The 24,227-nt window shown below is 51.9% G+C and carries 24 protein-coding genes; 15 read left to right on the top strand and 9 right to left on the bottom strand.

Features of this window, described 5'->3' with window-relative positions:
- Positions 1 to 84 precede the first annotated feature (84 nt).
- Complete coding sequence (locus IDSA_RS07645) at positions 85 to 1,686, bottom strand: S8 family serine peptidase (RefSeq protein ID WP_084694078.1); 1,602 nt, start codon at positions 1,684 to 1,686, stop codon at positions 85 to 87.
- Between the two features lie 213 nt (positions 1,687 to 1,899).
- On the opposite strand from IDSA_RS07645, the gene trmA reads away from it, so the two are divergent.
- Positions 1,900 to 3,000 (top strand): tRNA (uridine(54)-C5)-methyltransferase TrmA, encoded by a 1,101-nt coding sequence (trmA, locus tag IDSA_RS07650; RefSeq protein WP_034775742.1) that lies wholly within the window; start codon positions 1,900 to 1,902, stop codon positions 2,998 to 3,000.
- A 22-nt stretch (positions 3,001 to 3,022) separates the two neighbouring features.
- On the opposite strand, the gene IDSA_RS07655 is transcribed toward trmA, so the two are convergent.
- From IDSA_RS07655 to efp, 3 genes are all read right to left on the bottom strand, one after another.
- Positions 3,023 to 3,433: a MerC domain-containing protein gene (locus tag IDSA_RS07655; protein ID WP_034775743.1), complete on the bottom strand. Its 411-nt coding sequence runs from the start codon at positions 3,431 to 3,433 to the stop codon at positions 3,023 to 3,025.
- A gap of 96 nt (positions 3,434 to 3,529) precedes the next feature.
- Positions 3,530 to 4,504 carry an elongation factor P--(R)-beta-lysine ligase gene (epmA, locus tag IDSA_RS07660; protein ID WP_332248930.1) on the bottom strand — a complete coding sequence of 325 codons (975 nt, stop codon included), beginning with the start codon at positions 4,502 to 4,504 and terminating at the stop codon, positions 3,530 to 3,532.
- A gap of 15 nt (positions 4,505 to 4,519) precedes the next feature.
- Positions 4,520 to 5,089, bottom strand: a complete 570-nt coding sequence (gene efp / locus IDSA_RS07665; RefSeq protein WP_034775744.1) for an elongation factor P — start codon at positions 5,087 to 5,089, stop codon at positions 4,520 to 4,522.
- A gap of 126 nt (positions 5,090 to 5,215) precedes the next feature.
- Between efp and epmB the strand changes: the two genes are divergently transcribed.
- Complete coding sequence (gene epmB, locus IDSA_RS07670) at positions 5,216 to 6,211, top strand: EF-P beta-lysylation protein EpmB (protein ID WP_034775745.1); 996 nt, start codon at positions 5,216 to 5,218, stop codon at positions 6,209 to 6,211.
- 9 nt (positions 6,212 to 6,220) lie between these two features.
- Here the strand turns inward: epmB and IDSA_RS07675 are convergent, their stop codons facing one another.
- The 3 genes from IDSA_RS07675 to IDSA_RS07685 form a co-directional block, all read right to left on the bottom strand.
- On the bottom strand, positions 6,221 to 6,736 hold the full coding sequence (locus tag IDSA_RS07675; RefSeq protein WP_051986169.1) for a DUF3016 domain-containing protein: 516 nt from the start codon (positions 6,734 to 6,736) through the stop codon (positions 6,221 to 6,223).
- A 120-nt stretch (positions 6,737 to 6,856) separates the two neighbouring features.
- The gene (gene groL, locus IDSA_RS07680) at positions 6,857 to 8,491 is read right to left on the bottom strand and encodes a chaperonin GroEL (protein WP_034775746.1); all 1,635 of its coding nucleotides are present in this window, start codon (positions 8,489 to 8,491) and stop codon (positions 6,857 to 6,859) included.
- Positions 8,492 to 8,531: 40 nt separating this feature from the next.
- Positions 8,532 to 8,825 (bottom strand): co-chaperone GroES, encoded by a 294-nt coding sequence (locus tag IDSA_RS07685; RefSeq protein ID WP_034775747.1) that lies wholly within the window; start codon positions 8,823 to 8,825, stop codon positions 8,532 to 8,534.
- A gap of 196 nt (positions 8,826 to 9,021) precedes the next feature.
- Here IDSA_RS07685 and cutA point away from each other — a divergent pair, with 196 nt between their 5' ends.
- The 11 genes from cutA to purD all read left to right on the top strand — a co-directional run bounded on the left by cutA (position 9,022) and on the right by purD (position 19,795).
- Positions 9,022 to 9,345: a divalent-cation tolerance protein CutA gene (gene cutA / locus IDSA_RS07690; RefSeq protein WP_034775748.1), complete on the top strand. Its 324-nt coding sequence runs from the start codon at positions 9,022 to 9,024 to the stop codon at positions 9,343 to 9,345.
- Positions 9,342 to 11,105, top strand: a complete 1,764-nt coding sequence (locus tag IDSA_RS07695) for a protein-disulfide reductase DsbD (RefSeq protein ID WP_084694079.1) — start codon at positions 9,342 to 9,344, stop codon at positions 11,103 to 11,105. The genes cutA and IDSA_RS07695 overlap by 4 nt, the downstream gene beginning before the upstream one ends.
- Positions 11,106 to 11,266: 161 nt before the next feature.
- Positions 11,267 to 11,728 carry a type II 3-dehydroquinate dehydratase gene (aroQ, locus tag IDSA_RS07700; RefSeq protein ID WP_034775749.1) on the top strand — a complete coding sequence of 154 codons (462 nt, stop codon included), beginning with the start codon at positions 11,267 to 11,269 and terminating at the stop codon, positions 11,726 to 11,728.
- 37 nt (positions 11,729 to 11,765) lie between these two features.
- A complete protein-coding gene (gene accB / locus IDSA_RS07705) occupies positions 11,766 to 12,221 on the top strand; it encodes an acetyl-CoA carboxylase biotin carboxyl carrier protein (protein ID WP_034775750.1) in 456 nt (151 codons plus the stop codon).
- 23 nt (positions 12,222 to 12,244) lie between these two features.
- Positions 12,245 to 13,594: an acetyl-CoA carboxylase biotin carboxylase subunit gene (accC, locus tag IDSA_RS07710; RefSeq protein WP_034775751.1), complete on the top strand. Its 1,350-nt coding sequence runs from the start codon at positions 12,245 to 12,247 to the stop codon at positions 13,592 to 13,594.
- Positions 13,595 to 13,599: 5 nt separating this feature from the next.
- Positions 13,600 to 14,481 carry a 50S ribosomal protein L11 methyltransferase gene (gene prmA / locus IDSA_RS07715; protein WP_034775752.1) on the top strand — a complete coding sequence of 294 codons (882 nt, stop codon included), beginning with the start codon at positions 13,600 to 13,602 and terminating at the stop codon, positions 14,479 to 14,481.
- A 124-nt stretch (positions 14,482 to 14,605) separates the two neighbouring features.
- Positions 14,606 to 15,571: a tRNA dihydrouridine synthase DusB gene (gene dusB / locus IDSA_RS07720; RefSeq protein ID WP_034775754.1), complete on the top strand. Its 966-nt coding sequence runs from the start codon at positions 14,606 to 14,608 to the stop codon at positions 15,569 to 15,571.
- 18 nt (positions 15,572 to 15,589) lie between these two features.
- Positions 15,590 to 15,883 (top strand): DNA-binding transcriptional regulator Fis, encoded by a 294-nt coding sequence (gene fis, locus IDSA_RS07725; RefSeq protein ID WP_034775755.1) that lies wholly within the window; start codon positions 15,590 to 15,592, stop codon positions 15,881 to 15,883.
- Between the two features lie 63 nt (positions 15,884 to 15,946).
- Positions 15,947 to 17,515 (top strand): bifunctional phosphoribosylaminoimidazolecarboxamide formyltransferase/IMP cyclohydrolase, encoded by a 1,569-nt coding sequence (gene purH / locus IDSA_RS07730; protein WP_415752594.1) that lies wholly within the window; start codon positions 15,947 to 15,949, stop codon positions 17,513 to 17,515.
- A 112-nt stretch (positions 17,516 to 17,627) separates the two neighbouring features.
- Entirely contained in the window at positions 17,628 to 18,497 is an 870-nt protein-coding gene (locus IDSA_RS07735; protein WP_034775758.1) for a class I SAM-dependent methyltransferase, read from the top strand.
- A gap of 11 nt (positions 18,498 to 18,508) precedes the next feature.
- Positions 18,509 to 19,795 carry a phosphoribosylamine--glycine ligase gene (gene purD / locus IDSA_RS07740; protein WP_034776172.1) on the top strand — a complete coding sequence of 429 codons (1,287 nt, stop codon included), beginning with the start codon at positions 18,509 to 18,511 and terminating at the stop codon, positions 19,793 to 19,795.
- 50 nt (positions 19,796 to 19,845) lie between these two features.
- Here purD and IDSA_RS07745 read toward each other — a convergent pair whose 3' ends face one another.
- On the bottom strand, positions 19,846 to 20,211 hold the full coding sequence (locus IDSA_RS07745) for a MaoP family protein (RefSeq protein ID WP_034775759.1): 366 nt from the start codon (positions 20,209 to 20,211) through the stop codon (positions 19,846 to 19,848).
- Positions 20,212 to 20,313: 102 nt separating this feature from the next.
- On the bottom strand, positions 20,314 to 20,730 hold the full coding sequence (locus tag IDSA_RS07750) for a c-type cytochrome (protein ID WP_051986170.1): 417 nt from the start codon (positions 20,728 to 20,730) through the stop codon (positions 20,314 to 20,316).
- A gap of 117 nt (positions 20,731 to 20,847) precedes the next feature.
- Here IDSA_RS07750 and IDSA_RS07755 point away from each other — a divergent pair, with 117 nt between their 5' ends.
- Positions 20,848 to 21,216 carry a DUF423 domain-containing protein gene (locus IDSA_RS07755; protein ID WP_034775760.1) on the top strand — a complete coding sequence of 123 codons (369 nt, stop codon included), beginning with the start codon at positions 20,848 to 20,850 and terminating at the stop codon, positions 21,214 to 21,216.
- Positions 21,217 to 21,524: 308 nt separating this feature from the next.
- The gene (locus IDSA_RS07760) at positions 21,525 to 24,224 is read left to right on the top strand and encodes a TonB-dependent receptor plug domain-containing protein (protein WP_034775761.1); all 2,700 of its coding nucleotides are present in this window, start codon (positions 21,525 to 21,527) and stop codon (positions 24,222 to 24,224) included.
- Positions 24,225 to 24,227 lie beyond the last annotated feature (3 nt).

A 24,227-nucleotide genomic window follows, 5' to 3' on the forward strand; every position in this document is an offset into this window, starting at 1 on the left:
TTGCCGACTGCTGCGTTTCTGAACAGGACGCATAAAAAAAGCTCGCAAATGCGAGCTTTTTGTTTCACTTCGGCAACCTGAGGGTTATTTCTTACCGCCGCCCTTGCCGTTTCCTGGTTTGGTGCTGCCGCCATCGTCGCCACCGGTGTCACCACCGCCGGACGTGCCGCCACAACCATTCGCAGTCAGGTAATCAACTGCTGTTTTGGCTTGTACCAGACCATAGCCATAGGCGTTATCACGACCAGCTGCACCCAGATCTTTCGCTGATGCGTGTAATGCCGCACGAATATCCGCATTAGTACAGGTCGTATGGTGGCTCCAGACTAAAGCAGCTACACCAACAACGTGTGGGGTTGCCATAGAAGTGCCGTCAAAGAAGGCCCAGTCACTTGCGGTAACCTGCACAGTAGCTGAGCTACCAAGCTGTCCCATCAGCGTAGCACCATCCGTATCAGAGATTCCGATAGCCGGAATGCTCGCACTATACTCACCGAGCGTACCTAATAACGCACCAGGCTCATTGTTATAGACAATAGCACCTGCACCGCCACCGGCTTCACACGCTTGTACTTTTTCGGCAAAGCTAATGGTACCGCGTTGAATTAAGCAGATTTCGCCCGTTGCGCCAGCACAGGCCTGATCGCCGATACCACAATCAACCAGCGCACCGGTTGCTGTTGCGCGCGCGCCACCGTCCATACCATTGGCATCAAAAGCAACGCCTGCAACATCCAGCGCTACCAGTTCACCGGTACCACGTGGAACCGAAGAAAGTACCGACACACCCGGACCCGCCAGTTCAACCTGGGCCGTCTGTTGTGAGAAAGCAGCGATCTGTTCATTCGCGTCAACTGCCGCTACTGATACGACTGAATCATAAGAAGCGGGATAAGAGTCGCGGGTATTGCCGTCATTCCCTGCCGCGGCAATACTTAATACGCCAGCACTGTCCAGCTGGGCAAAGGCCCGTTCTTCGGTTTTGCTGGCACGGGTGCCACCTAAACTCATATTAATAACGTTCGCGCCTTCGGCCGCACACTCATCTGCCGCAGCTACTAAGGATGATGAATAGCCCCAGCCACTAGCAGTAAATACCTTAACAATATGCAGGTTGACCTGACCGCTCGGCAGCACACCAACCACACCAGTGCTATTGGTCAACGCAGCAATAGTACCGGCTACATGAGTACCATGGCCGTTCTCATCGGTATACCAGTTACCGGTACCGCTGTCATATTTGCCCGTTACACCTGTGGTCTGCAAATCAGGGTGCCCCAGGTCATAGCCCGAATCAATAATACAAACTTTGCGCGTACCAGCGGCACCATCAGAAACCAGATCAGCCTGGACCTGAACGATACCGTAAGGTAAACCTGGCTCATACTGCGTACTATAGAGTTCACGGCGCACGTCTTCTTCAATCAAGACTACGTTTGGATTATTCTGCAGGCCTTTAATTGCCGCCGCCGGCAGGCTAACTGCCATGGCATTGTAGTTTGACAGGTCTACATGACGCTGACCGCCAGCCCGTGTTACCGCACGCTCGATCTGCGCCTTGGCTCCGGGTTTAAACTCGACAATAACGCGCTCCTGCTCAGCAGGTGCAGCGGATACCGCGGCAGAAACCGCCATCGATAAAGCGGCAAGGGCAAAAGCCCCTTTTTTGTTTAAATACGTGGACATGATCAATTTCCTTTATTGTTATATTTTGGAATTCTTGTTGTTCACCGCTTCATACTGACTGTTTTTATAGCGGACCTGAAACATCCTGTTACATCCAGCGCAGCAATTCAATAACAAATGCTGTTTTTTTAGTAAATTTTCTTAATTAGTGAAAAGCTAGACTTTGTCTATCAAGTCATTACAATTCGCAGTCGTTTCACCTTCGGAGAGCCAATGACCCATCACACCATTGAGACGCAAGACTATGCCAGCCAACTGTCAGCCAAGCGCGACTATCTGGCGCAACTGCTTAAGCCTTTCGTGGCGCAGCAACCGCAAGTCTATCCGTCACCGCCACTCCATTACCGTATGCGCGCCGAATTCCGGGTCTGGCATGAGGGTGATGACCTCTATTACATTATGTTTGATCCCGAAACCCGGGAAAAAATCAGGATGGATGCGTTTCCGGCCGGCAGCCTTCTGATTAATACGCTGATGCCGGAAATCATTGATTATCTGCGAAGCCGGCCAGTACTGAGGCGAAAACTGTTCCAGGTTGAATTTTTAACCACCACCACCGGACAGGCGCTGATCTCGCTCATTTATCATCGCCCGCTGGAAGATGAATGGGAGCAGGCAGCAAGCGATCTGAAAAGCCACCTGCAACAATTTGGCATCATTCATTTGATCGGCCGTTCACGCAAGCAAAAGGTAATTCTTGAGCAGGACTGGGTCACTGAAACGCTGATGATCAATAATCAACCGTTTCACTTCCAGCAAGTTGAAAACAGCTTTACCCAACCTAACGCGGCAGTAAATACCAGCATGATTGAATGGGCGCTGGCGGCCACGGCCGACAGTCAGGGCGATTTACTCGAGCTCTATTGTGGTAACGGAAACTTTAGCCTGCCGCTGGCACAGAACTTTGACCGGGTGCTGGCAACTGAAATAAGTAAAACCTCGGTGGCTTCTGCCCGCTACAACTGTGCGTTAAACGGAATTGATAATGTAACCCTGGTGCGGATGTCAGCAGAGGACTTCAGCGCTGTGCTCGCAGGTGAACGAACGTCTCGCCGTGCCGATGAAGCGGAAATTGAGACCTTTGACTGTTCGACAGTCCTGGTGGACCCACCGCGGGCCGGGCTTGATGAGGCGACCACAGAACTCGTCCGGAACTACCCGACAATTATTTATATCTCGTGTAACCCGGAAACACTGGTGGAAAATCTGGCCAGCCTGGCGTCGACTCATGAAGTGGTTCAAAGTGCGCTGTTTGATCAATTCCCATACACCCATCATATCGAAACAGGTGTGGTACTAAAGCGTCGGAGTTAATTTAGCAGCTAATTCAGGTGGCTTAGGCAGTTTGAGTGGCGGCGTTGCGCGATGGTGCCACTTGTCTGGCTCGTATCAGCCTCAGGTTGATGAAGTGTGCAGCGATAATAAGGCCGGCACCCACTAAAATCACAAAAGGTTCGCCGCTGGCACCCAGAATGTTTTTGTGCCAGTAAATAACGCCGCCAGCAATCAGGAATAAAACCGGAAAAGTCCGGCCATGCTGACGCATGCCCATCACCAGGGCAATTAGTCCGACCACGATGCTGGTTCCAAGAATTGTGCGCTCCAGTAACGTTTCACCGATAAATGACAAACCAATCAGTGACAACATCGGCAGGATGACAGGCAGCAACAGACAATGGATCGCACAAATGGTGGTGACCCAAATCCCTGTTCTGTCAATTGATCGTTGTGATCCTAAAAAACGCATATTCTGCTCGGCTGCCCTGTCGAAGTTACAGTGTTATATTATAACATCACCTTTTATTGCGCAAGTTGCATCGGGGAAAATAAGATTCGGAAGGGATCAGGCGCGGGTGATGCTAAAGGGCAGAACCTCTCTGATATGCTGCGCTCCAGTACGAATCATCAGCAAGCGATCAAAGCCTAAAGCAATCCCAGAACAGGCCGGCAGCCCAGCTTCAAGCGCAGCCATTAATCTTGAATCTATCGCCATAGCCGGTAAGCCGGCCTGTTCGCGACGTTGTTGATCCAGCTGAAATCGCTGCAATTGCTGCGTGGCATCGGTGAGTTCCTGATAGCCGTTGGCCAGTTCCATGCCCTGATAAAATACTTCAAACCGGCAAGCTACCCGCGGATCCTCAGCCGAAACCTGTGCCAGTGCAGCCTGACTGACCGGATAGTCGTAAAGGATAACGGGCACCGATGGGTCCAGGCGGGGTTCGATAATCAGTGCCAGTGCTAATTGCTGCAGGGTATCAAAATCCGTTTCACGGGCGGCCAGTTCAGCCACCGCAGGAAAGCCTTGCAGAGCCTGTTGCAGCCCGGCAAAGCCGTTGCTGCTGAAGATATCCACCTGCAGTTGGTCAATAAAAAGCTGACCGTAACTGATGCGGTGGGCGGGCGCAGCATTCAACGTAACCTGCAACAGCAGATCCACTTCGGCAATAAGCTCGGTCATAGTGAAACCAAGCCGATACCATTCGAGCATTGTGAATTCAGGGTTATGGCGGGTGCTGAGTTCGTCGTTACGGAATACTTTACCGAGCTGGTAAATCGAGGGGGATCCGGCGGCAAGTAACCGCTTCATCGCGTACTCAGGGGACGTCTGCAAATACCAGGCACGGGTATCTTTGCCCAGATAAGAAATCGCATTGCTTAAGTGAACATCGGTTACGCCAAAGCGGCTAAGAATTGGCGTATCGACTTCAAGTACATCGCGGGCATAAAAAAATTCACGGATCTGCCGCAATAATGCAGCCCGCTGATGCAGCATCGCCAGGCTGGCATCAGGTTGCCATGACTCGTCGAGCTGCATCATTCCGGTACCTTGATACTACTTCTGCACGCGCGATACGTACTCGCCAGAGCGGGTGTCGACTTTGATGACTTCCCCGACCTGAACAAATAGCGGTACTTTCACCACAGCGCCAGTACTCAGCGTGGCCGGTTTACCGCCAGTGCCGGCGGTATCACCTTTCAGACCAGGGTCCGTTTCAGTGATTTCAAGTTCGACAAAGTTCGGTGGCGTAACCGCGATCGGGTTACCATTCCACAGCGTCAGGGTGTGAATATTTTGCTCAACCAACCACTTAACAGTGTCGCCCACAGCTTTTTCGTCGGCCGCGATCTGCTCGAAGGTTTCGTTGTTCATAAAATGCCAGAACTCGCCATCGCTGTACAAATAGGCCAAATCGACATCAACCACATCGGCAGCTTCTACTGAATCGCCCGACTTGAATGTTTTCTCGACTACTTTGCCGCTGATTAACTTGCGGATACGGACCCGGTTAAACGCCTGTCCTTTGCCTGGCTTGACCATTTCGTTTTCGACAATGGAGCACGGCTCGCCGTCCTGCATGATCTTTAAGCCTGCTTTGAATTCATTGGTACTGTAATTCGCCATAGATCCCTCGTATGCTTTGAAAATAAGCGATTTCGCGCGCAATAATAAACCAAAGCGCGGCGCTTTTCAGGTAAAATCACTGCATAAGTGGCAGATTTTATTTACTGAACCAGTTTAAGGACTTGCGTGAGCGCATCAACAATTGTCTCCCTCCGGCCGCAATGGCAACAGGAACTCGCACAGGCGATAACGGATCCACTTGAGCTTGCGCGATTGCTGGATATCAGTGATTCACTGCAGGAAAGCGATATCGCCGCCCGCAGGCTTTTCCCGCTGCGCGCACCCCGTCATTTTGTCAGCTTGATGGAAGCGGGTAACCGGCACGATCCCTTGCTGTTGCAGGTACTGCCCCTGGCTGATGAGTTTACTGAGCACCCTGACTTTGTAACGGATCCGCTTGACGAGCAAAGCTCGCAGTCAGCATTGCTGCATAAATACCAGTCGCGGGTACTGGTTATTTTTCGCGGTGGCTGTGCTATTAACTGCCGTTATTGCTTCCGCCGCCACTTCCCCTACCAGGAACATCACTTTGGCCGGGCGGAGCGTAGTGAGCTGCTCAGCTATATCCAGGCGCATCCAGATGTCAATGAAGTGATTTTGAGCGGTGGCGACCCGCTGCTGGCGACCGATGATCAGATAAGCCAGTTGCTGACTGAACTTGAAGCATTACCGCAGTTATTGCGGGTGCGCATTCATAGCCGCCTGCCGGTGGTAATCCCCAGCCGGCTGACCAAGGATCTGGCTCAGCGTTTGCAGAAAAGCCGGCTGCAGGCAATTCTGGTGTTGCATGCTAATCACCCACGCGAAATTTCAGCGGATCTCGGCACAGGCACAACTATATGGGCCAGTCACGGCATTACTTTACTGAATCAGAGTGTGTTGTTGCGCGGGATAAACGATGAAGGGGTAACGCTGGCAGAACTTAGCGAAGCGCTATTCGCAGCAAAAGTGCTGCCTTATTATTTACATCAGCTGGATAAAGTAGCGGGCGCCAGCCATTTCGCCATTAGCGATGACCGCGCCCGCTCGATAGAAGCTGAACTGCGTACCCGGTTACCGGGCTTTCTGGTACCTAAGCTGGTACGGGAAGTCGCCGGTGAACCGAGTAAAACGCCTTTATAAAACCAGCGGTTATTCTTTTGCCGCTGGTTTCAGATGACGATCAAACCACTGGCTCAGCATTTCTTTCTCATAATAGAGCACATCGCGGCCCGACTCTTTTGCGGCGCGCATTGTGCTGGTGATACCCATATCGCGCAGGCGTTCATCGCCTGACTTGATGTTTTCACCCTGGGCATCGGTCAGTTTATAGCGGAACTCAATCATCGGATAATCAATCCGGTCAAGCACCCGCATGTAGCTGCTGGTGGTTGCTCCAAACGTTGGCTCTACACGGCCGGCCAGGTCCAGGTCCGTGACCACAAATTCCAGGTTATAGCCCTCGGGCAGTTCTTCACCGAGCTTTACAATATGCTTGCGCAGGCCTTCCATGATCATCTGCTCAAACTCATCCTGTTTGGAATTAACTGCTTCAATATCCTGATACTCGTCAGGTTGTTCAAAAATAACCGTTGTTTCTGCTGCGGAAACGGTAGTTGCTGTCATACCAAACGCTACTGTCATTAATGCAATAATAGACTTACGCATAATTACCTCCTTGGTGGCTAACAGTAAGTATGATGCTTAAGTATAGCAAAGTGTGACAGACACAAATAAAAACGGCGCCCGAGGGCGCCGTTTTTTGCTCGTCATAGTGACCAGAGCAGCTTACATCATGCCGCCCATTCCACCCATGCCGCCCATGTCAGGTGCTGCTGGCTCTTCCTTTGGAAGTTCAGCAACCATGGCTTCGGTGGTGATCATCAGGGACGCTACAGAAGCCGCGAACTGCAGCGCTGAACGGGTGACCTTGGTCGGATCCAGGATACCCATTTCCAGCATGTCGCCGTAGGTGTCGTTACCGGCGTTGTAACCGTAGTTGCCTTCACCGTTTTTCACGTTGTTGGCAACCACTGAGCCTTCAGCGCCCGCGTTTGAGGCGATTTGACGCAGTGGTGATTCCATCGCCCGCAGCGCCAGTTTGATGCCGACGTTCTGGTCTTCGTTATCGCCGCGCAGATCCTGCAGCTTGCTCGCTGCACGAACCAGGGCTACACCACCACCAGGTACTACGCCTTCCTGAACCGCAGCACGGGTTGCGTGCAGGGCATCTTCAACGCGCGCTTTCTTCTCTTTCATTTCCATTTCAGTCGCTGCACCAACCTTGATGACGGCAACGCCACCGGCTAATTTCGCCAGACGTTCCTGCAGTTTCTCGCGATCGTAATCAGAAGTCGTTTCTTCGATTTGCTGGCGGATTTGAGTAACCCGGCCTTCAATCACGTCCTCTTCACCGTTACCATCAACGATAGTGGTGTTGTCTTTATTGATAACAACGCGCTTAGCAGTACCTAAATCTTCCAGCTGAGCTTTTTCCAGCTCCATGCCAATTTCTTCAGAAATAACGGTACCACCTGTCAGCACGGCGATATCCTGCAACATAGCTTTACGACGGTCGCCGAAGCCTGGCGCTTTAACCGCAGCAATTTTAACGATGCCACGCATATTGTTTACCACCAGAGTCGCTAAAGCTTCGCCTTCGACGTCTTCAGCGATCAACAGCAATGGCTTGCCTGATTTAGCAACGTTTTCCAATACCGGCAGTAATTCGCGGATGTTGGAAACTTTCTTGTCAACTAACAGAATGAATGGGCTGTCCAGTTCGACGGAGCCACTTTCCTGGTTATTGATGAAGTAAGGTGACAGGTAGCCGCGGTCGAACTGCATACCTTCGACTACATCCAGCTCATCTTGCAGGGCCTGACCTTCTTCAACAGTGATAACACCTTCGTTGCCGACTTTTTCCATCGCCTTAGCAATGATTTCGCCGATAGTGCTGTCAGAATTCGCAGAAATAGTACCAACCTGAGCGATAGCCTTGTTGTTATCGCATGGCTGAGATAGCTTTTTCAGCTCTTCGACGGCAGCAATCACGGCTTTATCAATACCGCGTTTCAGATCCATCGGGTTCATGCCCGCAGCCACAGCTTTCAGGCCTTCATTGACAATAGACTGTGCCAGTACGGTAGCGGTGGTGGTGCCGTCGCCCGCTTCATCGTTTGCTTTAGAAGCGACTTCTTTCACCATCTGCGCGCCCATGTTCTCGAAACGATCTTCAAGTTCGATCTCTTTCGCAACAGTTACGCCATCTTTAGTGATGAGTGGCGCACCGTATGAGCGCTCTAAAACCACGTTACGGCCTTTCGGGCCCAGTGTCACTTTCACGGCATCAGCCAGAACGTTTACGCCTTTCAGCATGCGTTGACGGGCTGGGATTCCAAACTTAACTTCTTTAGCTGCCATATTCTTATTCCTCTTCAGAATGCGTTAGTAACCGGATAGCTTAGCCTTCGACGATTGCCAGGATGTCTGACTCGCTCATGATGAGGTATTCTTCACCCTCAATTTTCTGCGTTTTTACACCATAGCTTTCGTTGAACAGCACCTTATCGCCAACTTTCACTTCCAGCGCTTTGACATCGCCGTTGTCCAGAATGCGACCGTTGCCTACGGCTACGATTTCACCGCGAGTTGATTTCTCAGCGGCTGAACCAGTTAGCACAATGCCTCCGGCAGATTTGGTTTCTGCTTCAGAACGTTTAATGATCACACGATCATGTAAGGGACGAAGTTTCATCTTTGATGACTCCTAAACCTAAGTTGTGGGTTGATAACAATTCCCTGTTCAGAAACTGACACAGGGCAGTTAAAAATGTTGTGTGCCACAGTTATGGGGGGCAAATTGCCAATCACAAGGTTTTAGCTAAAAATTTTTTCAGTTTTCCGTATACTGATGGCATCACTTAATCTGATTGCTTCAACGAGTACTGATTATGTCTACTGACTTCCGGATTGTATTCTGCAGTTGCCCTGATCGGGGCACCGCCAAAGCCCTCGCTGAAAAGGTTTTACGGCAACGCCTGGCGGGTTGCGTCAACATCGGCGCGACCAGTACCTCGATGTACTGGTGGGACGATCATCTGCATAGCGATGACGAAGTAGTACTGACGATCAAAACCACCACCGGTCAGTTACCGGAATTGTTCAGCGCCCTACAGCAGGCGCACCCCTATGATGTGCCTGAGTTACTGGCGGTGCCGGTAAGCGAAGGCGGCAATGAGTACCTCGACTGGCTGGCACAGGTCGTGCGCTCATGATGCGGTTAGCCGTTCTGTTCAGTCTCTTTTTCGCGCTTTTGTTAACTACCACGGCGCCCGCCTTCGGTCAGGCCGGTAACTTCCCCGCGGATGATGACCCGTTCGCGCAGCAGAAGTTTTTGCCCGTCGATGAAGCCTTTCAGTTTGATTTTCGCCAACAGGGCGACAAACTTATTCTGAGCTGGGATATCGCCGATGGCTATTATCTGTATCAACATCGCTTCAGCCCTGATCCTGCTGCTGAATTAGCGGAACTGCCGGTTTACCCGCCGGGTGAAGAGCACGTTGACGAATTCTTCGGTGAGTCCATCGTCTATCGTGATCACGTTTCCATAACTTATGTACTGAATCAGGCCGCTGCCGACCAGTCGTTTACTGTCTCGTATCAGGGCTGCGCTGATGCCGGCCTGTGCTATCCACCTACTGACAAGACCATTTATCTGGATGCTGTAGCCGGTGACGGCAGTACCGGGATTAACGTGGCACAGGTTGCCGCCAACAGTCAGCAGAGTACCTCCAACAGCCTGCTGGACTTTCTTCACCAGCAGCCTTTGTGGTTATCGCTGGCAATGTTCCTGGTGCTCGGCATTGGCCTGGCATTTACGCCCTGCGTATTGCCTATGTACCCGATTATTTCAGCCATTATCATGGGCCAGCAGCATGGTGCCCGTCAGCGCGAGCCAATCAGTACCCGCCGCGCCTTTACGCTATCGCTGGCCTATGTACAGGGCATGGCAATAACCTATTCACTGCTTGGTGTCGTGGTGGCTCTGGCGGGTCTACGTTATCAGGCGATGTTACAGCATCCGGCGATCCTGATTACCCTGGCCACCTTGTTTATCCTGCTCGCGCTGAGCATGCTCAGCGCCTACACGCTGCAATTACCCCAGCGCGTGCAACAGTACCTGAATGATATCGTCCAGGCGCGTCGCGGCGGTGCCCATCCGAGTGTATTCCTGATGGGTGCGCTGTCCGGACTCATCGTTTCGCCCTGTACCACTGCGCCCTTATCTGGTGTCCTGCTGTTTATCGCGCAGTCCGGCGACCTGCTGATTGGCGGTGCCGTGCTCTATGCCCTCAGTGTCGGCATGGGGCTACCGCTGCTGCTATTTGGGGTGACCGGAGGCAAGTTGCTGCCCAAAGCCGGTGCCTGGATGAATACGGTGAAGCGGCTGTTCGGGGTGGTATTACTGGCCGTGGCACTGGTGCTGGTCGAGCGATTGCTCCCCTATGTGATCGCTGACTGGCTATGGATTGGCTTTATCTTTGTCAGCGCCTGCTATCTGATTTTCAGCGGTTGGCGTGAACTTTCGACCCGGGCTGCCGGTGTGTTCAGCGCGATTTGGCTGACTATAGCAACCATACTGATGATCCAGTGGTGGCCCCATGCCCCGGAAGATCGGCTGCCCTTCACGCAAGTGCAGTCGCTTGCTGAGATTAAGCAGCAACTAAGCGCGGCCGAGCAGGAAAATCGGCTGGTGATGCTCGACCTCTATGCTGACTGGTGTGTCGCCTGCAAAGAATTTGAACGCTACACCTTTACCGACGAACGCGTAAAAAAAGCGCTTGGCAACGCCCTATTATTGCAGGCGGACGTCACCGCCAACACCCCGGCGAATAATGCGATTCTCAGGGAATACCAGGTGCTGGGTCTGCCGACAATTTTGTTTTTCTATCAGGGCGACGAGTTAAGTTCTGCGCGGGTAACCGGCTTTATGCCGGCGGAAACCTTTGCCCGCCATGTTGAGCAACTGCAATAAGTTGTTTTTGTTCGGGATACTGCGGCGAACTTCGGTGATAAGACCAGTATTTTACTGCTTTACTGTATTTTTTAATTATAATGAGTTGATAGTTAATCCGTCGGCGTCTAAATTTAGAGTCAACTCACTTTATCAATCACATCGCAGCAGATAGCAGCATAATGACTGAAAATAACGCACAAACTAGCAGAGTACTCCTACTAAACGGCCCGAACCTGAATCTGTTGGGAACGCGGGAACCGGAACTGTATGGAGCAGAAACGCTCGCCGAAATCGAGCAGCGGCTGCTAGATCAGGCAAAACATCTGGGGATCAGCCTGGAATGCCGACAGTCTAACGCTGAACATCAGCTGATTGACTGGATCCACGAAGCGCGCAGCACCGACATTGATTTTATCCTGATTAACCCGGGCGCATACAGTCATACCAGCGTAGCGATACGGGATGCCTTAAGCGGCGTCGCCATTCCTTTTATCGAAATTCATTTGTCCAATATTCACGCCCGGGAAGAATTTCGTCATTATTCGTATTTATCAGACATCGCCACCGGAGTCATTTGTGGGCTGGGTGCGCAGGGCTATACCTTTGCCTTGCAAGCCGCACAGCGACAGTTGACGTCCTGACCAATTAAATAACTTACTACTGGGGTCATTACAGATCATGGATATTCGTAAAATAAAGAAACTGATTGAGCTGGTCGAAGAATCAGGCATTGCCGAACTGGAAATTACCGAGGGTGAGGAATCAGTGCGTATTCATCGGGGCAGCAGCTATAGTCAGCCCATGCAATACGCGCCAGTGCAACAGCTACAACAGCCCGCACCGCCAGCCCAGGCAGCCGCTCCGGCACCTGCTGCTGAGCCAGTTGAACCGGAAGTTAGCGGTCATATTATGCGCTCGCCTATGGTCGGTACCTTTTACGCAGCTCCGGCGCCAGGCGCCCCTGACTTCGTCAGCGTTGGCCAACAAGTCAAAGCCGGCGAGACGTTATGCATTGTTGAAGCAATGAAGATGATGAACAAGATCGAGGCCGACAAAGGCGGTGTGATCAAACAAATTCTGGTAGAAAACGGCGAGCCGGTAGAATTTGACCAGCCGCTATTTATCATCGAGTAAGCTCACCAGATCAGGACACCATCATGTTAGACAAGGTTGTAATTGCAAACCGGGGCGAGATTGCATTGCGCATATTACGCGCCTGCAAAGAGCTCGGTATCAAAACAGTCGCGGTACACTCCACCGTGGACCGTAATCTTAAGCACGTGCTGCTTGCTGATGAATCGATTTGTATCGGTAAGGCGCCTGCTACTGACAGCTATCTGAATATCCCCCGGATCATCAGCGCCGCAGAAATCACTGACGCCGCCGCGATTCATCCGGGTTACGGCTTTCTCGCCGAAAATGCTGATTTTGCCGAGCAGGTCGAAAACTCCGGTTTTATTTTTGTCGGCCCCACCGCCGATGTTATCCGTCTGATGGGCGATAAAGTTTCCGCTATCGCCGCTATGAAAAAAGCCGGTGTACCATGTGTGCCTGGTTCAGATGGTCCGCTGGACGACGATGATCAGCAAAATATGCGAATTGCCAAGAAGATTGGCTATCCGGTGATCATCAAAGCCGCTGGTGGCGGCGGTGGCCGCGGTATGCGCGTGGTACGTAAAGAAGATGAACTGCTTAGTGCTATTAGCATGACCCAGGCTGAAGCCGGTGCCGCTTTTGGCAACCCTGTGGTCTACATGGAAAAATTCCTGGAGAACCCCCGCCACATTGAAATTCAGGTGCTGGCTGATGGTCAGGGCAACGCTGTTTATCTTGGCGAGCGTGACTGCTCGATGCAACGCCGCCACCAGAAAGTGGTGGAAGAAGCGCCAGCACCCGGTATTACTCCGGAACTGCGTAAGTTCATCGGTGAGCGCTGTTCAAAAGCCTGTATTGAGATTGGCTACCGCGGCGCCGGTACGTTCGAGTTCCTCTACGAAAATAATGAATTCTACTTCATTGAAATGAATACCCGGATTCAGGTTGAACACCCGGTGACCGAAATGATCACCGGTGTCGATTTGATTAAAGAACAGCTGCGCGTTGCCGCTGGCCGTCCGTTATCTTTTTCTCAGGAAGACGTGGTGATTCGCGGCCATTCCGTTGAGTGCCGCATTAACGCCGAAGACCCGGCAACCTTTGTGCCCTCACCCGGCACCATAACGCGCTTCCACCCCCCGGGCGGTCTGGGCGTACGCTGGGATTCGCATGTTTACGCGGACTACCGGGTACCACCTAACTATGACTCAATGATTGGCAAGCTAATCACCTACGGCGAAACTCGCGAAGTGGCTATTGCCCGCATGCGCAACGCCCTGAGCGAACTGATTATTGAAGGCATCAAGACCAATGTGCCGCTGCAGAAAGATATCATGGCGGATGAGAATTTCCAGCAAGGCGGAACCAATATCCATTATCTGGAGAAGAAACTTGGTATGGGCGGTCATTAAGCCTTATGCCCTGGATTCAGCTTACTCTATCGGCTTCTGAGCAGCATGCACCTTTAGTGGGTGACATGCTGCAAGCAGAAGGCGCACTGGCGGTCACCTACCGCGATGCGCAGGATAATCCGATATTTGAACCACCCCTGGATCAGATCCTTTACTGGCATGAAACGCTGGTAACCGGTTTATTCGAAGCCGATACCGATATCAGCCCGGTAGTACGCGCGCTACGGGAGTCCGATCTGGTACCTGCTGACTTCAGTTACAAAACCGATCAGCTTGAAGATAAAGACTGGGAACGGGAATGGATGGATAACTTCCACCCGATTCAGTTCGGCAAACGCTTATGGGTTTGTCCGAGCTGGCGTGATATTCCTGAGCCTGAAGCAGTTAATATTATGCTGGATCCGGGCATGGCTTTTGGTACCGGCACCCATTCCACCACCGCTTTATGCCTGGGCTGGCTGGATGAGCAGGATCTGACCGGCAAAACCGTGGTCGATTTTGGCTGCGGTTCCGGCATCCTCGCGATCGCCGCGCTCTTGCTTGGCGCTGAACGTGCCATAGGTATTGATATTGATAAGCAGGCCCTTATCGCCAGCCGCGACAATGCCATACGCAATGGTGTCGGCGACCGGCTTGAGGTTTACCTGCCCGCCGATCAACCCAGTCTGAAGGCCGACCTGGTACTGGCAAACGTACTGGCGGGCCCGCTACGGGAGTTAGCTCCTGTTATCAGCGGCTACGTTGGCTCGGGTGGCGAACTGGTCATGTCTGGCATTCTGGAACGCCAGATTGATTCCGTACAGCAAGCTTACCTGAGTGAATTCGAGTTTAGTCAGCCGCGCCTTAAAAATGAATGGGTGATGCTCCACGCCACGCGCAAACAGTAACCCAGGCGTAATTTGTCAAGAGTCAAAATTGCAAAAAAGACGGCTTTTGTACAAATTACGTCCTTTTCTTTCTGCCCCAAATTCCCTAAAATTTCCGACCCTTTACTTGCACAGTTTTTAACCGATGCGGATCGGAGCTTATCATCTGAAACATCCTGTCATTCTGGCCCCGATGGCCGGGGTGACTGACTTACCCTTCCGGCGCATGTGTCATGAGCTGGGGGCGGGGCTTACAGTGTCTGAGATGCTGTCGAGCAATCCGCGGGTATGGAATACCAGGAAATCACGGTATCGCATGGGTCATGCCGACGAGCCGGGGATAAAAGCAGTGCAGATTGCCGGCTCAGAACCCGGGTTGATGGCTGCAGCCGCTCGCCATAATGTCGAGCACGGCGCCCAGATCATCGATATTAATATGGGTTGTCCGGCAAAAAAGGTGAATAAAAAACTGGCCGGTTCCGCGTTACTACAGTATCCGGAACTCGTCGCACAGATAGTTTCTGCAGTGGTTGCTGCGGTGAATGTGCCGGTCACGTTAAAAATACGCACGGGCTGGGATCCGGATAACCGGAACGGCCGGGAAATTGCCCGTATTGCTGAGCAGGCGGGCATACAATGCCTGGCAGTTCACGGCCGTACCCGGGCCTGTATGTTCAAAGGTGAAGCGGAATACGACACCATTAAGGCCATCAAGGCTGCGGTATCGATTCCGGTGGTCGCCAACGGCGATATCACATCACCACAAGAGGCCAGAGAAGTCTTAGATTACACGGGTGCCGATGCGATCATGATTGGTCGCGGAGCCCAGGGCAATCCATGGTTGTTTCGCGAGATTGCGCATTACCTGGCAACTGGTGAACAACTGGCTCCGCCAACTCCGGCGGAAGTGTCCGCAGTGGTGCAGACGCATGTTCGTCGGCTGCATGAGCACTACGGCGACTTCACGGGAGTCAGGATAGCCCGCAAACATGTGGGGTGGTACTTGCAGCAGCAGTATCCCACCAGTGAATTTCGCCGCCAGTTTGTCGCATTTGAGGATGCACAGCAGCAACTTGATGCGTTGGCGGATTATTTTGTAACTGTAAACTAGAAGAGATAGAGCGCACCTATGTTTGATCACAACACAAATCGTGACCAGGTTTCTCCATTTACCACTATTGGTAACAATGCTCAGCCCAAGCCGCTGCGCGACTCGGTAAAGCAGGCGGTTAATTCCTTCCTTAAGCAATTGGAAGGTGCTGACCCTGAAGCTTTATATGATCTGGTACTGGCGGAAGTAGAAGCTCCGCTGCTGGAAGAAGTTATGACCTATACTCGGGGTAATCAGACTCGCGCTGCTACCATGCTGGGCATCAACCGCGGTACTTTGCGGAAGAAGCTAAAAAAATACGGTATGAACTAATTTCAAAACAAAAAAGAGCGCCTGGTGTGCTCTTTTTTATTTATGGCTACAATGGTGAATTCAATGCAACATCGTCCTATTCAACGCGCCTTGCTGAGTGTTTCAGACAAAACAGGTATTGTTGATTTTGCCCGTAATCTCCAGCAACGTGGTGTGCAGTTGCTGTCGACCGGTGGTACTGCGAGTCTGCTGCGCAAGCATGACATCGCAGTGACCGATGTATCAGAACATACTGGTCAGCCCGAAATTATGGATGGCCGGGTGAAAACCCTGCATCCGAAAATACATGGTGGCATTTTAGGCCGCCGCGATTGTGACCAACAGGTGATGTCCGAGCAGGATATCGCGCCTATTGACATGGTCGTTGTCAATTTGTACCCCTTCGCTAAAACCGTTGCTGACCCAGACTGCTCTCATGAAGATGCGGTGGAGAATATCGATATCGGCGGCCCGACCATGGTGCGCGCCGCAGCTAAGAATCACCGGGATGTCACCATCCTTGTCAATGCTGAAGATTACGGCCGGGTAATCGCCGAAATGGACGCTAATGACAACAGCCTGACCCTGGATACCCGTTTTGACCTGGCTATCAAAGCCTTTGAGCACACGGCCCAGTACGACGGGATGATCGCCAATTACTTTGGCGCACGCCTGGCTGAACAGACCAGCAAATTTCCCCGTACTTATAATCTGCAACTGCAGAAAAAGCAGGATCTGCGCTACGGCGAAAACAGCCATCAGCAAGCAGCATTCTATGTTGAGTCTGAAACCGCCGAAGCCTCTGTGGCAACAGCAAAACAGCTGCAAGGTAAAGCGCTGTCGTTCAACAATATCGCTGATACCGATGCCGCGCTGGAATGCGTTAAGTCGTTTGCCGAACCTGCCTGCGTTATCGTCAAGCATGCCAACCCATGCGGTGTGGCTATTGGCGATTCGCTACTTGATGCCTATGAGCGCGCCTTCAAAACTGACCCTACCTCAGCTTTCGGTGGCATCATTGCTTTCAACCGTGAACTTGACGCGGCCACCGCCAAGGCTATCGTCGATCGCCAGTTCGTTGAAGTTATCATCGCTCCGGTTGTTAGCGCGCAAGCCCGCGACATCGTGGCAAGTAAAGCCAATGTCCGGTTACTGGAGTGCGGCCAATGGTCAGCACAACGGCCAGTCAGCTTTGACTATAAACGTGTAGCCGGGGGCTTGCTGGTGCAGGATTCCGACCAGGGCAAAATCGACCGCAGCGACCTCAAGGTGGTGACTAAGGTCCAGCCTGATGAAGCGCAACTGCAGGATCTGCTGTTCTGCTGGAAAGTGGCTAAGTTCGTTAAGTCCAACGCCATCGTTTATGCCCGTGACGGCATGACCATTGGTGTCGGAGCCGGTCAGATGAGCCGGGTGTACAGCGCCAAAATCGCCGGTATTAAGGCAGCAGATGAAAACCTTGAGGTAACCGGTTCAGTGATGGCTTCGGATGCATTCTTTCCGTTCCGCGATGGCATTGACGCGGCAGCGGCGGCCGGGATTAAAGCAATTATTCAGCCGGGTGGCTCCATTCGTGACGACGAAATCATCGCCGCCGCTGATGAGCATGGCATTGCCATGGTCTTTACTGGCATGCGACATTTTCGGCACTAATGCTGCCACTAACGCCAGCAACAGGCAGTTAACATTGCCCCTTTGCCACAAGCCGACTAGGATAAGCAGTATAATTAGTTAGTTACCGAATACCCTCTACAGGAGATAGGTTATGAGACATCCAATGTTAACTACTGCAAGTATGCTGGCCGTGCTGGCTCTGGCTGGCTGCGACAATGCACCGCGGGAAACCGAACAGGCAACCGACACCAGTAATCAGAAGATTATCACCCTTGGTGAAGCCCAGAATCACCCGGCCCGCTCAACCTCCAATAAACTCCGGGACGAATTTCGTAACCCGGTCGAAACGCTTCAGTTTTTTGGTATTGAGCCTGATATGACCGTGGTCGAGATCTGGCCCGGCAGCGGCTGGTACACCGAGATTCTGGCACCCTACCTGCAAGCCCAGGGACAACTCTACGCAGCGCACTTCCCGGCCTCTGATACGCGCAGCTATTATGCTAAGTCACGTCAGGATTTTGCCGAGCGGCTCTCTAATGATCCCTATTTCTCGGACGTTATCCTCACTGAATTTGCGCCTCTGGCCGACAGCGACATCGCACCACCTGCCAGCGCCGATATGGTGCTGACTTTCCGTAACCTGCACAACTGGTATATGGCGCATGGTGAGGAAGGCGTTGAAGGTGCCTTCAGCGATTTTTACGAAGCACTTAAACCGGGCGGCGTGTTGGGCGTTGTTGATCATCGTCTGCCAGAGGACCGGCCTGATGAAGATATGGCCTCAACCGGCTACATGAAAGAAAGCTGGGTGATTGAACAGGCCGAGCAAGCTGGTTTTGTGCTGGATGCCAGCAGCGATGTGAATGCCAACCCTGATGATACCGCAGATCACCCACGAGGTGTCTGGACCCTGCCCCCAACGCTGCGCTTAGGCGAAGATAACCGGGATTATTACGTTGGTATTGGCGAGAGTGACCGCTTCACCCTGCGATTTGTGAAACCTGAAACAACGAACGAGTAATGAGTCTGAGCATGAATGTATTGGTTATTGGCGGCGGTGGCCGCGAACACGCGCTGGCATGGAAGGCAGCGCAATCGTCCCTGGCGGAAACAGTTTATGTAGCCCCCGGCAATGCCGGCACCGCCAGTGAAAAAGGCATTGAGAATGTGAATATCAGCGCAGAGGATATCGATGGCCTGCTGCATTTCGCCAAAACCAACAAGGTCGGGCTGACCATCGTTGGTCCTGAAGCCCCTCTGGTAGCGGGTATTGTTGATAAGTTCCGGGCCGACGGACTGAAGGTTTTTGGACCGACCCGGGCAGCTGCACAACTGGAAGGTTCCAAAGCTTTCAGCAAGGATTTTCTGGCTCGTCATAACATACCAACTGCCGCTTACGGTACCTTCACCGATATCGAACAAGCTAAATCTTATATACGACAAAACCGTCTGCCGATTGTTATTAAAGCCGATGGCCTGGCAGCCGGCAAAGGCGTGATCATTGCTGAATCCGAAGCCGACGCATTTGCCGCCATTGATGACATGCTGGCTGGTAATCGCTTTGGCGAAGCCGGTAGCCGGGTCGTTATCGAAGAGTTTCTGGTTGGTGAAGAAGCCAGCTTCATCGTCATGGTAGACGGGATAACTGCCTTACCTTTTGCTTCAAGTCAGGATCATAAAGCCCGTGACGATGGCGATAAAGGCCCTAATACCGGTGGTATGGGCGCTTATTCTCCCGCTCCGGTAGTGACGCCTGAGGTTCATGACTGGGTTATGAATCACGTGATTCAGCCGACTATTGAAGGGATGGCGGATGAAGGTCACCCCTATACCGGATTCTTATACGCCGGCCTGATGGTAGCCCCTGATGGCACGGCCAAAGTGCTGGAGTTCAATTGCCGCTTCGGTGATCCCGAAACTCAGCCAATTATGATGCGCTTACAATCCGACCTGGTCGCACTATGTCTGGCCGCCTGTAAACAGGATCTGGCGCAGCAACACATCGCGTTTGATGAACGCGCTACAGTTGGTGTGGTATTAGCGGCTGGAGGCTATCCTGATAACTATCTGAAAGGCGATGTGATTCAGGGAATCGATGCAGCCGAGGCAACAGGTGCCAAGGTATTCCATGCGGGTACCAAAACCGATGAGCGAGGTAACCTGGTCACTGCCGGGGGCCGGGTTTTATGCGTCACCGCCATCGGCGACAATGTTACTGAAGCGCAACGTGCGGCATATCGGGCGGTCAAAGAAATCGACTGGCGGGATCTGTACTACCGCAATGACATCGCTCATCGGGCAATCGCCCGCGAGCAATAAGACAGCAAGGGCCGGCGCGCGGCATCATGCAGCGCTCCGGCTTTTTTGAATTAGTCTTCGACTACCAAATCATCATCATCACTACTGGTGACTTCAAAGACATCGTCAGTGTAGCGGCTGCGGCCATACATGCTGCCAACTTTCGGGCGGTTAATACGCGCCTGATACTTTGACCAGGCCTTCTCAACCACTGTCTCTGCCGCTTTTTCGCCACGGGCAACTGCCAGTAATGATTGCTCTTCTGCCGATTCAGGTTCAATTTCACCGCTCATCAGCGCAGCGATCAGGCTGCCATGCTTAGCCAGCAAGTCGCTTTCACGAATGGAGAAATCCCCTGAACGGGCAAAGCCGTAAGGATAATTTTTGAAGTCGTTAAACGCCTTCTTAGTGATCAGATCACGATTCATCGTTGCCATTTTGTGCCTCTTCCTCCAGACCAACAACTAGCTAAAACTGGTTTTGCTTATAGCGACACTGACGATATAGAGATGAATCGGAATCTTGTCAATAAGTTTTTTTTATTTATTCACTTCTTCGCGCACCTCTGCGACTTCTTCCGGCGTCACTGTGCCACCGCCATTATCAAATTGCTGCAGGATGTAGGTGGCTATCTGCGCGATTTCAACATCAGTCAGATGGGGCTGCGCCGGCATTGCCGCATTATAGGTTTTACCTTTTACTTCCAGTTCACCAGACATCCCTTTTAATACCGTTCTGGCGATATGCAGCTTATCTTGCTGAATATGCGGGTTGTCATTCAGCGGAGGAAATGCACCAGGAATGCCTTGCCCTTCAGCCTGGTGGCAGGCCTGGCAGTTCGCCGCGTACGACTTCTTACCATTCACGGCATGCGCATCCTGCGATATCAGCGCAGCCAGTACCACACTTGCACTAAGAATAACGGGGTAAGCAGTTCGAGCAAAACCTAACTTCATGAATGCCTCCTTGAGTAAATCTGGTAAGCTAATAAATAATTAAACCACTATAAGTATGGTAGCTAAGCGCGATTTGATCCATGTCGATTCATCGGGCTGCTACACAGGAGTTCAGCCATGAAACTATTTGCGATGCTGGGTGCCCTTAATATGGCCATGGGCGTGATTTTAGGCGCCTTTGCGGCCCATACCCTGAAGCAACAGTTAAGTGCCGATATGCTGGCGGTGTTTCAGGTGGGGGTGCAGTACCAGATTTACCATGCGCTGGGCTTACTGCTCGTCAGCCTGCTACTGCTGTATTTTCCTAATGCCCGGGGGCTGCGGACCGGGGGCTGGATTTTGTTAGCGGGCATCATTTTGTTCAGCGGTAGCCTGTACCTGCTCAGCCTGACCGGCATCAGCTGGTTCGGCCCGGTAACTCCAGTCGGAGGAGCGGCCTTTATTATTGGCTGGCTATGGATTGCCTACGCCGTAATTAAGGCCTAATAAATTATGAATATAAATGCATAATTAGCACTTATATTTTCATCCTGAACAACTTTTTTATTTTGCCCTGTTTTTTCCTGTCGGTTGGCATTTTTTCCTTTGCGGCGCTTTTAGTTAGCTGTGTCTGACTTGACTATACAACCACGGAAAATACCACCAAATATGACGTTTTTTATACAACTTTTCATTTCATAACACTTTACTATTGTTCAGAAGCTCTTATTGTAGGAGTTGTATAAACAACTTGGCCGGGTGAGAACTCCGTCACAAAGCACACACTATAATGATAATTTATTCAGGGTGACAATATGAAAAAACTACTCTTCTCAACCGTGGCAGTAGCCGTTGCAACCGCTATCACTCCAATGACCGTATCCGCTCAGGCAAGCGATACCGATCAGGCTAAAGTCGATGAGCGCATTGTTGTCACCGGTTCACGTATTAAGCGTACCGAAGCTGAAAGTGCAGCACCGATACAGGTGTTTTCCGCCGAAGATATCGAAACATCAGGCGTGACCTCGCTCGAAATGGTATTGCAACGGATGTCAGCATCCGCTGGTTTTGCCGGTAACCAGAGCAACGCCTACTGGACCGGCAACGGTTACGGTACGGCCCAGGTAAACCTGCGCGGTCTTGGTATTAACCGTACTCTGGTGCTACTTAACGGTCGTCGTATCGTGAACGGTGGCACCGGCGCGAACAGTTCTGTCGACCTGAATATGATTCCGGTGGAAGTGATTGAGCGTGTTGAAGTGCTGAAAGACGGCGCGTCAGCCATCTATGGTGCAGACGCGGTTGCTGGTGTTGTAAACATCATCACCAAAAAGAGCTATGACGGTTTCGCGATCGAAGCCCGCACTGGCGCTACTGATAGTGGCGACGCGCAGGATCGTAGCGTTAACTTGATCCTTGGTACTTCCGGTGACAAAGGCAGCGTGATGGCAACCGTTGGTTATCGTTCATCTGACGCTCTTAATATGTCGGACCAGGCAAAATGCGCGCTGGCTGAAACAGTTCCGGGTGAGCTACGTTGTTTTGGTAGTTCCAGCACCGTTGGTGGCCGGGCGACCATCTTAACCGGTCCTGACGCTGGTCAACGAATCAATTTCAATCAGGATCCAAGTGGCGACGGCGACTCGTTCGCACCCTATGATCCAGATATACATAACTTTGACTATTTCCCTTTCCTGAACTCGGTTAACCCGGTAAGTAACTGGAATTTCACTGCCTTTGGTGACTACCACCTGTCGCCAGATACCACGTTCTTTAGCGAGTTTGTTTATAACAACCGGACTTCTGATCAGTTGGCGACGCCTGGCACCTTGCGTGGTATAGAGCTTGATGCGAGCCATCCGACCAACCCTACCGGTGAAGATATCCGGCTGGACGGTCGCCGGCTGCTGGAAGGCGGACCACGGATCTTTTTCCAGGACGTCAATACCTTCCGCGTTGTCACTGGCCTGAACGGCGTTGTTGGCGAGGGCTGGAACTGGGAAGTCGCTTATAACTACGGCCGTAATACCGCAGTCGACGGCATGACCAATATCGTAAATACCCAACGCCTGGCTCAGGGTCTGGATCCAAACACCTGTGGCTCTGACGGTATCCCGTGTATTGATTTGCTGGGCTTTGGCGACCTTACCGACGAAGCACTGGATCACATCATGTTCCGTACCAGTGGCGATGGTGGTAACGAGCAGCGCTCATTAACCGCTAACATCACCGGCGACCTGTTCAGCTTACCAGCAGGTTGGGTACCAGTAGCGTTCGGTGTCGAGCATCGTAAAGAGAAAGGCTGGCGTAATCCGGACTCCTCAATTGCGGCTGGTATTATGAACACTAACCAGGCTGAACCAATTGAAGGCCAGTACACGGTTAATGAAGTTTATGCAGAAACCTCAATTCCGTTAGTCGCTGACAAGCAGTTTGCACAACATATCAGTCTTGACCTTGCATACCGCTACAGCGATTACGACACCTTTGGCAGCGATGGTAACTACAAAGCCAGCCTGCATTGGCAAGTATCGGACGATCTGAAATTACGCGCTACCAAATCGACGGCGTTCCGTATTCCGAACATTCCGGAACTCTTTGGAGGCGTAGCTGAAGGTAACCTGACCACCACGGATCCATGTGATGGCTGGGATCAGCCGGGCAAAGATCCTGTGGTTGCAGCTAACTGTAGCGCCGATGGTGTACCAGCCGGTTATACTCAGCTAGGTGCCACAGTACTGACTACCGTAGGCGGTAATCCAAACCTGAAACCAGAAGATGCCGATACCTTCACCGCCGGATTTGTCTGGGATGTGTCTTATATCGAAAATCTTCAGTTAACTGTGGATTACTACGACATCGACGTGAAAAACGCGATTCAGCGGATCCCTGGCTCAACCAAGCTGGCGGTATGCTACAACTCGGACAACATGTCACATCAGTTCTGTTCCGATGAGCATTTCACCCGTGATCCGTTGACCGGCGAAATCAACTTCCTGTCAGCACAGCCTACCAATGCCGCGACAGAAAATGTCTCGGGTATCGACGCAGCAATGTTCTATCAGACTCAGATTGCCGGTTTTGATACGAACTTTGACTGGAATATCAGCTACCTGAAAGAGTATACCTTTGCGCCATTTGAAGGTGCGCCGGAGATTGAATATGCCGGCTATATTACCGGCGGCCGCGGCAGCTATGCGCAGTGGCGTTCAAATGCATCAGCAACGGTAAAAGGCGATAACTGGCGCGCTCATTATGGTATTCAGTACATCGGCGGCGCTGACGACATTAACGCGTCACCTGGTGATATTGGTGCTGAAGCGCCGAGTGTGTTCTATCACAACGTTCAAGGTACATACTACGTCAACAACGAGCTAAGCGTGACCGGCGGCGTGAATAACCTGTTCGATAAAGAACCGCCATTTATACAAAGCTGGACTGATGCTAACACCGACACCATGACTTATGATTTACTTGGTCGTCAGTTATACGTCAAACTTCGCTACGCGTTCTGATAA

It is taken from the genome of Pseudidiomarina salinarum (assembly GCF_000753715.1).
GTDB lineage: Bacteria > Pseudomonadota > Gammaproteobacteria > Enterobacterales > Alteromonadaceae > Pseudidiomarina > Pseudidiomarina salinarum.

Coding starts and splice junctions, on each gene's coding strand:
- IDSA_RS07735 (WP_034775758.1), top strand. CDS start 17,628: ATGAGACATCCAATGTTAACTACTGCAAGTATGCTGGCCGTGCTGGCT.
- purD (WP_034776172.1), top strand. CDS start 18,509: ATGAATGTATTGGTTATTGGCGGCGGTGGCCGCGAACACGCGCTGGCA.
- IDSA_RS07695 (WP_084694079.1), top strand. CDS start 9,342: ATGATGCGGTTAGCCGTTCTGTTCAGTCTCTTTTTCGCGCTTTTGTTA.
- accC (WP_034775751.1), top strand. CDS start 12,245: ATGTTAGACAAGGTTGTAATTGCAAACCGGGGCGAGATTGCATTGCGC.
- efp (WP_034775744.1), bottom strand. CDS start 5,089: ATGGCGAATTACAGTACCAATGAATTCAAAGCAGGCTTAAAGATCATG.
- IDSA_RS07750 (WP_051986170.1), bottom strand. CDS start 20,730: ATGAAGTTAGGTTTTGCTCGAACTGCTTACCCCGTTATTCTTAGTGCA.
- aroQ (WP_034775749.1), top strand. CDS start 11,267: ATGACTGAAAATAACGCACAAACTAGCAGAGTACTCCTACTAAACGGC.
- epmA (WP_332248930.1), bottom strand. CDS start 4,504: ATGATGCAGCTCGACGAGTCATGGCAACCTGATGCCAGCCTGGCGATG.
- groL (WP_034775746.1), bottom strand. CDS start 8,491: ATGGCAGCTAAAGAAGTTAAGTTTGGAATCCCAGCCCGTCAACGCATG.
- IDSA_RS07655 (WP_034775743.1), bottom strand. CDS start 3,433: ATGCGTTTTTTAGGATCACAACGATCAATTGACAGAACAGGGATTTGG.
- dusB (WP_034775754.1), top strand. CDS start 14,606: ATGCGGATCGGAGCTTATCATCTGAAACATCCTGTCATTCTGGCCCCG.
- fis (WP_034775755.1), top strand. CDS start 15,590: ATGTTTGATCACAACACAAATCGTGACCAGGTTTCTCCATTTACCACT.
- IDSA_RS07760 (WP_034775761.1), top strand. CDS start 21,525: ATGAAAAAACTACTCTTCTCAACCGTGGCAGTAGCCGTTGCAACCGCT.
- IDSA_RS07755 (WP_034775760.1), top strand. CDS start 20,848: ATGAAACTATTTGCGATGCTGGGTGCCCTTAATATGGCCATGGGCGTG.
- IDSA_RS07645 (WP_084694078.1), bottom strand. CDS start 1,686: ATGTCCACGTATTTAAACAAAAAAGGGGCTTTTGCCCTTGCCGCTTTA.
- accB (WP_034775750.1), top strand. CDS start 11,766: ATGGATATTCGTAAAATAAAGAAACTGATTGAGCTGGTCGAAGAATCA.
- prmA (WP_034775752.1), top strand. CDS start 13,600: ATGCCCTGGATTCAGCTTACTCTATCGGCTTCTGAGCAGCATGCACCT.
- trmA (WP_034775742.1), top strand. CDS start 1,900: ATGACCCATCACACCATTGAGACGCAAGACTATGCCAGCCAACTGTCA.
- IDSA_RS07675 (WP_051986169.1), bottom strand. CDS start 6,736: ATGCGTAAGTCTATTATTGCATTAATGACAGTAGCGTTTGGTATGACA.
- IDSA_RS07745 (WP_034775759.1), bottom strand. CDS start 20,211: ATGGCAACGATGAATCGTGATCTGATCACTAAGAAGGCGTTTAACGAC.
- IDSA_RS07685 (WP_034775747.1), bottom strand. CDS start 8,825: ATGAAACTTCGTCCCTTACATGATCGTGTGATCATTAAACGTTCTGAA.
- purH (WP_415752594.1), top strand. CDS start 15,947: ATGCAACATCGTCCTATTCAACGCGCCTTGCTGAGTGTTTCAGACAAA.
- cutA (WP_034775748.1), top strand. CDS start 9,022: ATGTCTACTGACTTCCGGATTGTATTCTGCAGTTGCCCTGATCGGGGC.